At 46.8% G+C, this 13654-nt stretch carries 9 protein-coding genes; 3 read left to right on the forward strand and 6 right to left on the reverse strand.

Going from position 1 to position 13654, the window contains the following annotated elements:
- Window positions 1–160 precede the first annotated feature (160 nt).
- Window positions 161–1702 carry an HlyD family type I secretion periplasmic adaptor subunit gene (locus ACR2PX_RS11775; RefSeq protein ID WP_433999550.1) on the reverse strand — a complete coding sequence of 514 codons (1542 nt, stop codon included), beginning with the start codon at window positions 1700–1702 and terminating at the stop codon, window positions 161–163.
- 85 nt (window positions 1703–1787) lie between these two features.
- Window positions 1788–3965: a type I secretion system permease/ATPase gene (locus tag ACR2PX_RS11780; protein ID WP_433999551.1), complete on the reverse strand. Its 2178-nt coding sequence runs from the start codon at window positions 3963–3965 to the stop codon at window positions 1788–1790.
- Between the two features lie 203 nt (window positions 3966–4168).
- On the opposite strand from ACR2PX_RS11780, the gene ACR2PX_RS11785 reads away from it, so the two are divergent.
- Both ACR2PX_RS11785 and ACR2PX_RS11790 read left to right on the forward strand, forming a co-directional pair.
- A complete protein-coding gene (locus ACR2PX_RS11785) occupies window positions 4169–4984 on the forward strand; it encodes a hypothetical protein (protein ID WP_433999552.1) in 816 nt (271 codons plus the stop codon).
- Window positions 4985–4998: 14 nt separating this feature from the next.
- The gene (locus ACR2PX_RS11790) at window positions 4999–5820 is read left to right on the forward strand and encodes a hypothetical protein (protein ID WP_433999553.1); all 822 of its coding nucleotides are present in this window, start codon (window positions 4999–5001) and stop codon (window positions 5818–5820) included.
- Here the strand turns inward: ACR2PX_RS11790 and phoU are convergent, their stop codons facing one another.
- The 4 genes from phoU to ACR2PX_RS11810 form a co-directional block, all read right to left on the reverse strand.
- Window positions 5821–6546, reverse strand: coding sequence for a phosphate signaling complex protein PhoU (gene phoU, locus ACR2PX_RS11795; protein ID WP_433999554.1), 726 nt, complete (start codon window positions 6544–6546; stop codon window positions 5821–5823).
- Between the two features lie 16 nt (window positions 6547–6562).
- Window positions 6563–7462 (reverse strand): phosphate ABC transporter ATP-binding protein PstB, encoded by a 900-nt coding sequence (pstB, locus tag ACR2PX_RS11800; RefSeq protein WP_433999555.1) that lies wholly within the window; start codon window positions 7460–7462, stop codon window positions 6563–6565.
- Window positions 7463–7648: 186 nt separating this feature from the next.
- A complete protein-coding gene (gene pstA, locus ACR2PX_RS11805; protein ID WP_433999556.1) occupies window positions 7649–9313 on the reverse strand; it encodes a phosphate ABC transporter permease PstA in 1665 nt (554 codons plus the stop codon).
- 15 nt (window positions 9314–9328) lie between these two features.
- Complete coding sequence (locus ACR2PX_RS11810) at window positions 9329–11602, reverse strand: ABC transporter permease subunit (protein ID WP_433999557.1); 2274 nt, start codon at window positions 11600–11602, stop codon at window positions 9329–9331.
- Between the two features lie 560 nt (window positions 11603–12162).
- On the opposite strand from ACR2PX_RS11810, the gene ACR2PX_RS11815 reads away from it, so the two are divergent.
- On the forward strand, window positions 12163–13485 hold the full coding sequence (locus tag ACR2PX_RS11815; protein WP_433999558.1) for a Na+/H+ antiporter family protein: 1323 nt from the start codon (window positions 12163–12165) through the stop codon (window positions 13483–13485).
- Window positions 13486–13654: the final 169 nt, after the last annotated feature.

Genomic DNA, 13654 nt, shown 5'->3' on the forward strand with positions numbered 1-13654 from the left:
AAAGCTTAGCCATAAGGAGTACAGAGCGGAGGAGAAAGGTATATAAGAAAATGAAATAAAATCATGTGGTTAGACAGTTTATTTCGAAATAGAATTAAAAAATTGCCCAGTAATTTAATTCTATTCTTAGAAAGATCATTAAATTAAATTCTGACAAGTCTTATCGTTCAGTCAGAGCATTTTGTCTGGCTCTGAGAATGGGCTTCATCAGGTATTCCATCAGAGTTTTCTCACCGGTGATGATATCGATGTTAGCCTTCATACCCGGGATGATTTCCAGTGGTTGCTCTGAATTACCTAGCTGGTTCTCATCAGTCCTGATACGAACAATGTAAAAGCTTTCGCCTTTTTCATCCTTGATAGTATCCGCACTAATGTGCTCTACCAAGCCTTCAAGCCCACCATAAACGGCGAAGTCATAGGCTGTGAGTTTAACGACTGATTTCATGCCTTCCCTGAGAAAACCAATATCCTTGGGGGCAATCTGTGCTTCAACCAGTAATGAATCTTCTACAGGGACAATTTCCATGACATCCATTCCAGGCTGGACAACACCACCTACGGTTTTAACATTGATCTTTTTGACGATGCCTTCCACAGGGGAGCGAAGCAACGTTCTGACAACTTGATCTTCAAGACTGGTCTGGGTTTCAGAAAGCTGATCAAGGCGGACTTCAGCATCTTTGAGTTCCTGAACCACCTCTTCGCGGAATTTCACGGTCAGTTCTCGCTTACGTGCCAGAGCTTCCTGATAAGCTGCATTCAGCTTGGGGATAGACAGTTCTGTCATCTTCTTTTCGGAAGCCAGATCATTGACTCTCTGCTTGAGCTGAATCATCTCAACATGAGAAACAACGCCCTGTTCAGCCAGAGGTGTTGTCAGCTCGAGTTCCTCTTCGCCCAGCTCCAGGCTGGTGATTAAAAACTCCAGTTGTGCCTCGGAAGCAACTAGCTCATGTTTGGCTTGAGAAGCTTGTCTGTTAGAAATATCAAGCTCAGCTCTAAGGCCAGCTTCTCGTCTCTGATAAATCTGGATTTCCCGATCAACATAAGCTTGGTGGTCACTTAATTCGGGGGGGAACTTTAGTGGGTTGCCAGAAAGTTCGGCTTTCAGTCTGGCTGCTTTAGCCAGTTCGCTGTAATACTCAACAGCGCTTTCCCTGAAAGTGGATTTAAAGCGGGTATCATCCAACTGAAGAAGAGCTTGCCCTTCTTTGACTAGCTCACCTTCATGGACAAAAAGCTCTTCCAGTATGCCACCTTCAAGGTTTTGAATGACCTGGAGGTGAGTAGAGGGTATGACTTTACCCATACCTCGTGTGATTTCATCCAGTGGTGCCAGGCTGGCCCAGACGATGGCAGAGCCTATCGCTAATAACATCGTGTAGATAAGTAGCCTGCCGCCTTTTGGGGTTTTCATCAACATGGCCGCACTGGTGTCAGACATGTACTCAAGGTCTTCCGGACTGACATTTTCTTCCAGTGGCGATGCATTTTTCAGGCTGTCATCTTCTATTTCGGAATCGTGAACCTGTCTGTCCAGCTCTTGGGGATCATCCAGTATCTCTTCTTCAGTCAGGACTTCCTGGTCGCTGTTTGGCGCTTCAGAATTGTCGGATACTTGACTGTCATGATCTGAAGGGTCATGAGGCTGCTCTTCAGGCATTTCAGAGGGTGTTTTATCGTCCTTGTACTCGCTCATTGCACGATCCTGTTCAATTCATTCTAAATCTTTGGCAGTTCAACGATAGTTTTATTCTTTGCTTAGTTCATCGATGACTGTTTAGTTATTCAATTTTGAGTTTGCCCTGTTTGAGGGCAGCGTGGACCTGATCCTTCGGCCCGTCCGCAACAATTTTGCCGTTATCAACCACAATTAAGCGATCAACCAGCTCCAGCATGGAAGCCTTATGAGTCACTAAAACAATGGTTTTATCGTGACACTGCTTTTTAAGCTGTTCTTTTACTCTCAATTCTGTGGTGTTATCCATAGAGCTGGAAGGCTCATCCAGAATCAGAATGGGAGGGTCCATCAGTAAAGCCCTGGCCAAAGCAATACTTTGACGCTGGCCTCCAGAGAGATTCTGGCCTCTCTCGCCCACCACCATATCCAAGCCATTAGGGTGCTTGTTGGCGAATTCGGTAACTCCGGATATCTCAGCGGCTCTTAGCAGGGCGCTATCTTCGACGAAACTGGCACCAAATGTGATGTTTTCCTTAATACTTCCGTAAAAAAGAGTGATGTCCTGGGAAACGCAGCCAATGCTGCTGCGCAGGTCAGAAGGGTTGATTTGCCTGAGGTCAATGCCGTCGACCCGAATGGCGCCTTCATCAGGTTCATAGAGACCAAGAATCAGCTTTTCAATCGTAGTTTTACCAGAGCCAATACGACCAATAATGGCTACTTTTTCACCTGGTTTAATTTGCAAATTGATGTTTCTGAGCGCCTGAATTTCCTGACCCGGATAGGTGAAATCAACCCCGTCAAACTCGATGCTTCCGGTCAGGTCAGGACGGTGAACATAGTCACGGTCTGCAGGACGCTCTACCGGCATATCCATGATCTGGTTAAGTCCGTCCAAAGCGGATTTAGCCTGATTGTAGCGAGTGGCAAGGCCCGCTACCTGAGCCATGGGGGCAAGGCATCGACCAGACAACATAACGGTTGCAATCAGACCACCCATACTGAGATCGCCCCCGGAAATCAGAAAGACACCATAGGCCACCAGAGCGATGTTACACATTTGTTGAATGTAGGCGCTGACGGTAGATGCAGAGGAGCTCAGTAATTTGGTTTTGATACTCCAGGTGGCTATATGACCAACCGCTTTTTCCCACTTATATTGAATCTCACTTTCAGCCTGGGCAATCTTCAGGGCTTCCATACCTGACAGGCTTTCAATAAGAGTGGCGTTTTTCTGGGAGTTGGAACGCAGGGTCTTTTCAACGGAGCGCTTGAGAGGACCTTGAATGGCATAACTGTATATCGCGATCAGTGCCATACAAAACAGAGGTATATAAGCCAGTGGTCCACCCAGAATGAAGATCACCGTCAAGATGATCAGGGTGAAAGGCAGGTCAACCAGGGCAATAATCGTCGATGAAGTGATAAACTCCCGGATGCTTTCAAATTCCTGAAGACTTTTGGCAAAAGAGCCAACCGAAACCGGCTTGGCTGACATACTCAGCCCCAGTACCCGTTCCATGATTCTGGACGATAGCAGTATGTCCGATTTTTTACCGGCAAGATCAATAAAGTAACTTCGAATCATTTTCAAAATGAAGTCAAAGCTGAAGACAATAATAGCGCCGACAGCCAACACCCAAAGGGTATCGAAAGCCTGGTTGGGAACCACTCTGTCGTACACATTCATAACAAACAAAGGGCTGGCAACCACAAAAATATTGATCAGTAATGATGCCAGCAAAACATCGCGATAAATTCTCCAGGAACCCAGAATAGTACCCCAAAACCAGTGCCTGGATCGGATATTCAGTGTTGTGGGAGCGCGTTTATCATAACGATGTTTTTCCCGGACATAGATAGTAAATCCGGTGTAGTGTTCTTCCAGGTCGGAAATATTGATGCGTTTAACGCCTTCGCCCGCTTCGGGAAGAATAACACGGGCCTTACCTTCATCATGATCAATATCAATCAGAATGCAGGCTTTGCGTTTCTTGAGAAAGAGAACGGTAGGAGTGACCAAAGGAGAAATATCTTTCAATTCTCTCTTGTGTGTTTTAGACGCAAGGCCTGCTCTTTCTGCTGCACGGGAGAATAAATCTGCGGTGAGCTTGCCATTCTCTAATGGTAATCCGGCACGAAGAGAGTCATGAGAAAAAGGTTTCCCATAATGCTTGGTTAAAATACTGAGGCATTCTAGTAAAGGGTCAAATGACTGTTGGTCACTCTCAGGTATGCCCCACTCATCTGTTGCATCATCTGCAGCTTCACTGTAATTCATGATCCCTGCCACTGAAACAAAAAATAAAAATACAGAGTTACTGCTTATTCTGTAGAAAGGTTTCTGAAATTAAGACTAGCGCAGTTTAGTGGTCTTAAATGATTAATAAGGAAGCAATCAAATGGTGTCTTATAACTGTCGCTTGATTGTTTTTAATAGTACTCGACAGTCAATATGATGCTTTTTTGACATGGAGGTGTTTTGTGAGTCTTGAAGGAGTTAAATCTTTTGTTGCTAGTCATTTAAACCTTTCTGGTTTTAAAAATGACTGTGAAAGATTATATGGGGCTGTTTTTGGAAAACTGGTTCATGTGCTTGAAGCACTGACGACTGCTTTAGATAAAGTAGGTGGTTCGCCCAATTCCGAATTGTCATTTAATAAGTCGGTTCATAAAAGAAAGGCGTCTTCCTGGAGTGTGGCTGTGAAGCTGCATAACTGGCACCTTGAAAGATATGAACAGAGAGCAAGATCACTGATGAGCAGTTTTCTGGACAAGCTAATAGAGAGAGGAACGGGTATTCAGAATCTTTCTTCTGAAGAGGCCGGTATCTTGGCAGGTGAATTAATGGAGAACCTTCTGGAGTTGGATACCACTGTGTTCAGAGCTCTGTCTATAGCGAAAGGAAAAAAACCTGGGCCAGAAGATATGGGCCATGCAATGCGCGATCTTTTTGATGAGGCTGAGGTTGCAGAAGGGAGTAAGGAAAAGCTCAAAACGTTATTAAGCGAAACAGGCTTCTTATATAAGTTTATTCGTGCATCAGCACAGCTTAATGTTATTAAAGTCGCTGCGAGAACAGACAGTGAAGCTGAATCTCAACCCCTCGCTATAAATTGCTTAGGAGTTAGAGGCTGTAATTTCTTGCATAGTGCTTTAGAACTTTATTATGAAATGACCGATAGTTTACTTCCTGATGAAAAAGCCTCATTACAAAAACAAATTGATAACGTCTCTGGCAGTGAAAAAGATCTTTTGCCTGTAAGTCAGGCCATTTTTAATAGGCTTCATTTAGAATGACTGAGAGAGTCTCAATGGGTACTGTTACCAGAGCCATAAAAACTTTTGCTCGTAATCACTTTACTGTCGAAGGGATTAAAAAGGATTGGGCAAGTTTCAAGGGCAAACTGGTAGAAACGCGGAAAGGCGAAGCAAAAGTATCCAGTAGCAAAAAAAAATCTACCCATCCCAGCCCTGAAAAAAATATCCTGGACAGAAAAAGTGAACGAGCAAAACCGAATCCTTATGTCAGCGTCCGGCTTGATGAAAAAGGAAAACCTGAAATCCAGTCAGAGCCAAAAACGGTAGAAGCTTCAGTAACTCAGCTACCTATAGAAGAAGTTGAAGCCAGGGCCACGAAAGCGCTTCAGGAATGCATTCATGCTATTTGTGTTGGAGATGCTGGGCAACGTATTCATAAGCTATCAGAAGTTATGCGTCATGTTCATACGATTTGTCTGGAAAGAAAAGGTGAGGCGTTTGGCACTGAGGATATAGGACAAACACTTGAAGAGCTTCTGGATAGGATTCCCTTGCACAAAGGCGTATCAAAAGTGCTGGCCAGAGAACTTTCCAGGACAACAGGAGCTATGCAGGATCTGTTTTCTGTTCAGCTGGTGGCCTATTACAAAAGAGATTTCAGTCCTAAGGTAAGGCAGACAGATTTAAGCCTTACCAATAATCTGAGTCACACAGCCAACGAGTGCATTGTTATGACGCCTGTATTGGTCCGGTTACTGGCAGAAAAAGTAGCACCAGATCAGGCGGATGCAATTACACGACAATTTGCTTATATGAAAGACCCGAGTCCGGAAAGACTCAGGCCTGTGTTCAATGCCATGCTAAGAATTGAATAATCAAACCTTATCAAAAACTTCTTCCTGGATCCTTTTAATACCAATGTGTCGTACATCGGTACCTTTCACAAGATAGATGACATATTCCGCCAGGTTGCGGGCATGATCGCCAATCCGTTCCAGTGATCTCAATACCCACATGATATTCAGAACCCGGGTGATGGACCTTGGATCCTCCATCATATAAGTAACCAGTTCCCGTGTTGCACTCTTGTATTCACGGTCAACAGCCTTATCTTCCTTGGCAACAGCCAGAGCAAGATCTGCATCGAACCGGGCAAAAGCGTTCAATGCATCCTGAACCATTTGTCGTACGTGGTTACCAATATGACGGGTCTCAATATAGCCCTTGGGCGCTTCTCCCTGTTCACTGAGACTGATAGCAAAGCGGGCGATTTTTGCTGCTTCGTCACCAATCCTTTCCAGGTCAGTAGCGGCCTTGGAGCAGGAAATGACCAGACGCAGGTCGCTGGCTGCAGGCTGACGCCTTGCCAAAATGCGTGAGCATTCCTCGTCAATGGCCAGTTCCATGAAGTTGATATCCTTATCTTTTTCACAAATCGCAACAGCCCCTTCGCTATCTGCACTGATCAGGGCATTAATAGCGTCGGATACCTGCTTTTCAACCTGCCCCCCCATGGAGAGAAGGTTGTTTCGTAATTTCTCCAGCTCATGGTTAAATTGCTGGGAGATATGATGGCTAAGAAGTTCGCTTTTGGTATCCATGGGTTTTCCAGGTGCGTCAGCCGTATCGGCCGGTTATATAATCTTCAGTTTGTTTTTGTTGTGGGTTCGTGAACAGCGTATCCGTATCACCGAATTCAATGAGCTTACCCATATACATAAATGCTGTGTAGTCTGAAACACGAGCAGCCTGTTGCATGTTGTGGGTAACAATGACAATGGTGAACTTGGATTTGAGCTTGTTAATCAGCTCTTCAATCTTCAGGGTTGAAATAGGATCCAAGGCAGAAGCGGGTTCGTCCAGTAGAAGAACTTCAGGTTCTACAGCAATGGTTCTGGCTATAACCAGACGCTGCTGCTGACCCCCAGACATTCCCAGAGCGCTTTCGTGCAGACGATCTTTCACTTCATCCCAAAGGGCTGCACTGCGCAGAGCCCACTCTACAACTTCGTCAAGAACACGTTTCTTGTTAATGCCCTGGATACGCAGTCCGTAGGCAACATTCTCATAAATACTTTTTGGAAAGGGGTTGGGCTTCTGAAATACCATACCAACGCGGCGACGAAGGTCTGCGACGTTAACTCCCTTCTGGTAAATATTCTGGTCGTCCAGCTGAATGGCCCCTTCAACGCGGCAGTCTTCAACCAGGTCATTCATTCTGTTCATGCTACGCAACAGAGTCGATTTACCACAACCTGATGGACCAATGAAAGCGGTGACCCTGCGCTTGGGGATCATCAGGGAAATGTCGTGCAACGCCTGCTTTTCTCCATAAAACAGGTTCAAGTCCCTGATGCCCAGGCAGTTTTCTTCCTGCTCCAGGTTCAGCTTACGGCGGCTGCGTCCCAGACTATCGAGATTAAACGCAGGTGTTGAGCTGGTCTCTTTGGGAGCTGCTCTCCCTTGCTCATTCTCTGTCCGGGTGGGTGTATTCAAGTCCAGTGCCTCATCCAGCATGATGTTACCTTTAATACGTAATTAAACCTTCCTGGCACACTCAGGGAAACCATTTTTTTATGACTCTTGATCATTTCTTGATTGACCATAGAGTCTTTTCTGCTGATTCTGTCTGCTCCGTCATGGAATAAATCATGAATCAGTGCTGTTACAGCTATGTTTCCCTGGGTCTGCACCGTATTAATCTTAAGCCTCAAGGCTTTTGTATTTTTCACGCAAATGGTTGCGAATTGCTACTGCTGAAAGGTTCAGAACAGCAATAACGACAACCAGTAGAAGCGCTGTCGCATAAACCAGAGGTCGAGCTGCTTCTACGTTAGGGCTTTGGAAGCCCACATCGTAAATATGAAAGCCCAGATGCATGAATTTCTGATCCAGATGCAGGAATGGGTAATTCCCATCCAGAGGCAAGCTGGGAGCCAGTTTTACTACACCTACCAGCATCAGAGGGGCTACCTCACCGGCTGCACGGGCGACTGCCAGGATTAATCCCGTCATCATGGCAGGACTTGCCATGGGCAGTACCACACGCCAAAGTGTTTCTGCTTTGGTAGCACCCAGAGCCAGGCTGCCCTCGCGAACCGATCTTGGAATTCGTGAAAGACCTTCTTCGGTGGCAACAATCACAACAGGCAGTGTTAATAAGGCCAGAGTAATGGATGCCCAAAGCAATCCTGGAGTACCGAAGGTCGGTGCAGGCAGTGCTTCCTGGAAGAAGACCTGATCGATCTGGCTACCGGCAAAGTAAATAAAGAAACCCAGACCGAACACACCGTAAACAATGGAAGGAACACCTGCCAGGTTATTGACTGCAACACGAATGGTTCGGGTTAACCAGCCCTGATTGGCATATTCGCGGAGATAAACTGCAGCGATGACACCAAAGGGGGTCACAATAATGGACATGAGAATAACCATCATGACGGTACCGAAAATGGCTGGGAATACACCACCTTCAGTATTCGCCTCTCTGGGATCGTCGGTAATAAACTCACCCACCTTATCGAGATAGAAGAATATCTTCTCGGTCAGTGTCATGGCATTAGGCTTATAAGCCCGGACGATTTTTCCAAAAGACTGTTCAATCTCTGTACCTTCGATGGTGGTGGCAATGAGACTGTCACGGTTGAAAGCAACGTAAAGATCACCCAGCTTGGCTTCCATCACCTTATATTCAGCTTGGTATACCTTACGCTGTGCTTCGATACTGGCTAATGCTTGAGGGGTTGCTTTGTCATTAAGCTCAAGGCCCCTCTGTTCGAGTCGGAGGCGCTCCAGCTTGGAGTTAACGGAACCTATTTCGTGCTTTTCAATGGCGTAGATTTCGTTGTAAATCGACAGGGCTCTATCCAGTCTTTTCTGGAACTCGGGCCAGGCAGCATCGCCATCAGCCACAATATTTCCATTCTGTTTGATGCTGGTCAGATAGCCGTAGAAGTTACCCCACTCACGTCGCTCCAGAGCCACAATGTTTTCTGGGTAACGACGGTCTTCCAGCCAAAGATCAATGACCCAGGCAAAATCCGAACCTGATACATCCCTGTTACCGACTTTAAGCAGATCTCGGGTGAGTGTTTCCATACCTTCCGGCACGGATAAACCCGCAGCTTCAAGACGGCTGGCAGAGACGGTTTCGGTATCTGAAATTTCTCCAGCGATCAGTCTGCTTTCCTGGCCGGGAGGCGCATAGTCTGCAACAAGAATCTGTCCTGGCCAGAAGTGTCCAAGACCCCGGACGGCAATCAAGCTCAGCAGACCTACAACAAGGATGACACTGATGGCTACCGCTCCGGCATTCAGCCAAACCCAGGGAGAGCCAGTTTTATACCAGTTACTTATTTTATTACTCATGTTCTGGCTCCTTCCTTAAAGCGAACTGTACTTCTTGCGCAGTCGATGACGAACTATCTCGGCAGCGGTGTTAACAACAAAGGTGAAGAGGAACAACACCAGTGCAGCAAGAAATAGAATTCGATAGTGGCTGCTGCCTACTTCTGATTCCGGCATTTCTACGGCAATGTTGGCCGCCAGGGTTCTCATGCCCTCAAAAATATTGGCATCCATGATCGGCGTATTACCGGTGGCCATCAGTACAATCATGGTTTCACCCACGGCACGGCCCATGCCAATCATCACGGCAGAGAATATGCCCGGGCTGGCTGTCAGTAATACAACCCGCATCAGTGTCTGCCAAGGGGTAGCGCCCAGTGCGAGAGAGCCATAGCTCAGGTGCTTGGGTACACTGAAAATAGCATCTTCAGCAATAGAGAAAATGGTTGGAATAACCGCGAAGCCCATAGCCAGACCCACAACCAGAGCATTACGCTGGTCATAGGGAATGCCCAGCTCAGAGGTCAGCCAGGATCTCAGATCGCCATTGAAAAGAACGGTTTCAATGGTACCGTTGAGGTTCATGGCAATGGCACCACTGATCAGTACAACAGGGATCAAGAGCGCTGCTTGCCAGCCTTCAGGGATAGCGTGGCGGATTCTGCTGGGTAGTGAGTCCCAGGTGAAAGCAAATAACAGTATACCTATGGGAACAATCAACAGGAGCGCAAAAATCCCCGCTAGACTGCTCTCAATCAAGGGTGCCAGCCAGAGACCCGCCAGGAACCCCAGGATTACGGTAGGCAGGGCTTCCATTAACTCAATGACAGGCTTCACCTTACGACGCATGACAGGAGCCATGAAATAAGCCGTATAGATTGCTCCAGCAATGGCCAGAGGCGTAGCCAGCAGCATCGCGTAAAAGGCAGCCTTGAGGGTACCGAAGGCCAGGGGAGTCAAGCTCAGTTTGGGTTCAAAGTCATTATTGGATGCGGATGACTGCCAGATATATTCAGGCTGCTCATAGCCTTCATACCAGACCTCACCCCAGAGCGCAGATATCGACACTTCCGGGTGCTCATTATCAACACTCCAAAACTCTGTAGTGCCATTGTTGCTGACCAGTATGTAATTGCTACGGGGAGAAATGACCAGCTGTTCTACAGGACCATCGGTCAGCTTCTCAGTCAGCAAGGTTCTGTTGGCGGTCGTGTAGAAAATGCCTACATTGCCCTTGTCATCGGCAGCCAGAAATCCCTTACGGCGATGCTCAGGCACAATCTGGGTGATGGGTTCACCCGCCAGTTCGAATTCACGAATTCTTTGCAGGGACCAATCGTTTTTCTCATCCCTGACCATAAACCACTGGCTGATCATGCCAGTATCATCTCCTATCAGCAGGGAAGCCCCCCCTAGCAGGAAAGTCATGTTAGTGACTCTGGCTGAACTGGTGGTCAGATCGGTTTCTGAGATAACGTGAGGTTGATTAATATTTCTGATATCGATCAGAGTCAGACTGTCAGAGCCCGATTGTACGTAAAGCCAGTGTTGGTCCGGAGCAATCAGAACTTTGCGAATGCGACCATCCACTTCAGGGAGGACGACACTCTGTTCTTCCAGAGTGACTTCTTCCGTCAGAAAGTCTTCTTCCTTGGTAAAAGCGGTCATGGACAACCGCTTATCACCAAAACCGCTCAGCAGTAGCTGATCTTCAGTGTCACTGATACTCAGGTGTGAAACAGGCTGGTTGCCAGCGACCAGATCAATCGCTTGTTCACCATAGGGATAGGTAACCTTGGGTGTGATGAGTCTTTTATCATCAGGCCAGGTAATCCGATAGGCATGCTTGAAAATAATGACCTGGCCATTACTCAGACCAGCAGCCAGCAGGTTTCCATCCGATGGGTCGCTGGTAATTGTGGTGACAGAACTGCCGGTAGGAAGGGGCAGGGAATAGCGAAATTTCTGCTCTCCGGTTCGGGTGGAAGAAAAAGTCAGGGCACCGTCAGTGGTGATGGAAAAAGCCAGTTCGGCCTGTTCTTCCATGCTTTGATAGAGTGGGCGCTGTTCCTCGGTTATCGTCTGTGTCCAGGTACTGCTTTGTTCAATTTCTGCACTTTTGAATAAAGGTGCAACTTCGTAAAGAAGGTAAATGAAAATCAGCAGAATGGCAGCAATAACACCGAGACCACCTACAGCTACACCCCAACGGGTCAGGTAATCTTTGAGAAAGCGAAGTGACTGATGACGTTTATGAGCCGGGGTGTTGTAATCGACACCAGGGCTGTCTTCTATTATTGGTTGGTACATGGCACTGGTCGCAGAGATTCTTGAGCGTACCTTAAAATGTCTGTGTTACAGAAATATGACAGATTTGAAAAAAACAGAGGATAAGCCTCCGCATATTACCGTGAATAGCATTCCATCCCCAGAGGGAATGAAATCATTTTTTAAATCCATGGCTGATTATCTTAGTCGCCTTCAGTATAAATCGTGGAATGGATGCAGAATCTCCCGCTCGCTTTTTCAACAAGGTTTGTTAGAATCATTCGTTCTCATAGTTGATTCCATCAGGAAGCAGTATAAATGCAATCAAGACTATCGATTTTGTCGTTGACGGGTAAACTCACCCTGACAGTGTTCTCTAAAACTGCTGCTGCCCCTCTGCATCCCCACCATCATTCTCATCATTGATTCCTGACGCCTTTTTCAGGAATACCTCTCTGTTTTAATACTTGCTTAGCCTGCTTTGTCTCTATAGGCAGGAACAATGAAGCTATTAACTACAATCTCTTTATACCGCTATAGTCCATGTTCCATTGTTTGAATTGACTTGCGGTTAAAACGATAGAATATAATTTGGAAATTATATGAACGCAGTGATTCTGGCGGTTGCCGTCATGCTCGCGTTGAGTTTGTTGCGCGTCAATGTGGTTCTGGCTCTGTTTGTGGGGGCAATGGCCGGGGGAGTGATAGGGGGACTGGACATTGTTCAGACTCTGGAAGCATTCTCCAGAGGTTTGGGGGGTGGAGTTGGTATTGCCATCAGTTATGCCATGCTGGGGGCTTTTGCCGTAGCTATTGCCCGTTCAGGTATACCTGAATGGATGGCCGGCAAGATCATCCGAAAAGTGAAGAACAGCAGCAGCTCACACAGTAATTTAAAGCTAAAGTACAGTTTGTTTCTGGCTATTGTTCTTATGGCGTTTTCTTCCCAGAATCTGGTGCCGATCCACATAGCCTTTATTCCTATATTGATCCCGCCTTTACTGTCAGTGTTCAGTGCCATGGAGATTGATCGTCGCCAGGTGGCCTGTCTTCTGACTTTTGGTCTCACAGCCACTTACATGCTTTTACCGATAGGGTTTGGCAGTGTTTATCTGCATCAGATTCTTGGTGGCAATCTTCAGGCGAATGGACTGGATATTGAACTGAGTCAAATGCCGTTAGCCATGGCTATTCCCGTTTTTGGTATGTTCCTTGGCCTGCTGGTAGCGGTTTTTTTCAGCTACAGAAAACCGAGAAAGTATCGGGTAGAAGAGACACTTCTGATTCATGAACAAGATGTTCAACTGAGTAAGCCTGCCATCATTACATCACTGATTGCCATTGTTCTTGTGCTGATCAGTCAGTTGATGACGGGATCGATGGTACTGGGTGCTGCACTGGGCTTTATTACTATGGTGGTTGGACGGGTTGTCTGTTGGCGGGAAGCCGACGAAGTGTTCAATGAAGGTTTGCGAATGATGGCCGTGTTTGGCTTCATCATGATCTCGGCTGCAGGCTTTGCGGAAGTGCTTCGATCGACAGGCGATATTCCGGAACTGGTGAGTCAGGTACAGACTATTGTCGGAGGTAGCCAGGGGCTGGCCGCTATTCTCATGTTGCTGGTCGGGCTGCTGATCACCATGGGAATAGGCTCTTCATTTTCAACGGTACCGATCATTGCCACCCTCTATGTACCATTGGGTATGGAGCTTGGCTTTACACCGCTGGCAATCGCTTGTCTTGTGGGTGCTGCAGGAGCCGTGGGTGATGCAGGCTCCCCGGTTTCAGAATCGACTATTGGTCCTACCGCAGGACTGAATGTAGATGGTCAACATGACCACATTAGGGATTCTGTTATCCCTACCTTTCTGCACTACAACATTCCGATGATTATTTTTGGCTGGATTGCGGCCATGATTCTCTAATAAGTGAAAGGCTGGGGACAATAATCCCAGCCTTTTTCTCTGCTAGGAGCCTGTCGGACTTACCACTGACCTACTGCGAAAAAGCCTGATTTGGCCATTTTTTATGATTCTTTTCGTTGAATAGCTCGCTATTCGCCTCAAATAATCATAAAAACTGTCTCAAACCGGA

It is taken from the genome of Endozoicomonas sp. (assembly GCF_051008435.1).
Lineage (GTDB): Bacteria > Pseudomonadota > Gammaproteobacteria > Pseudomonadales > Endozoicomonadaceae > Endozoicomonas_A.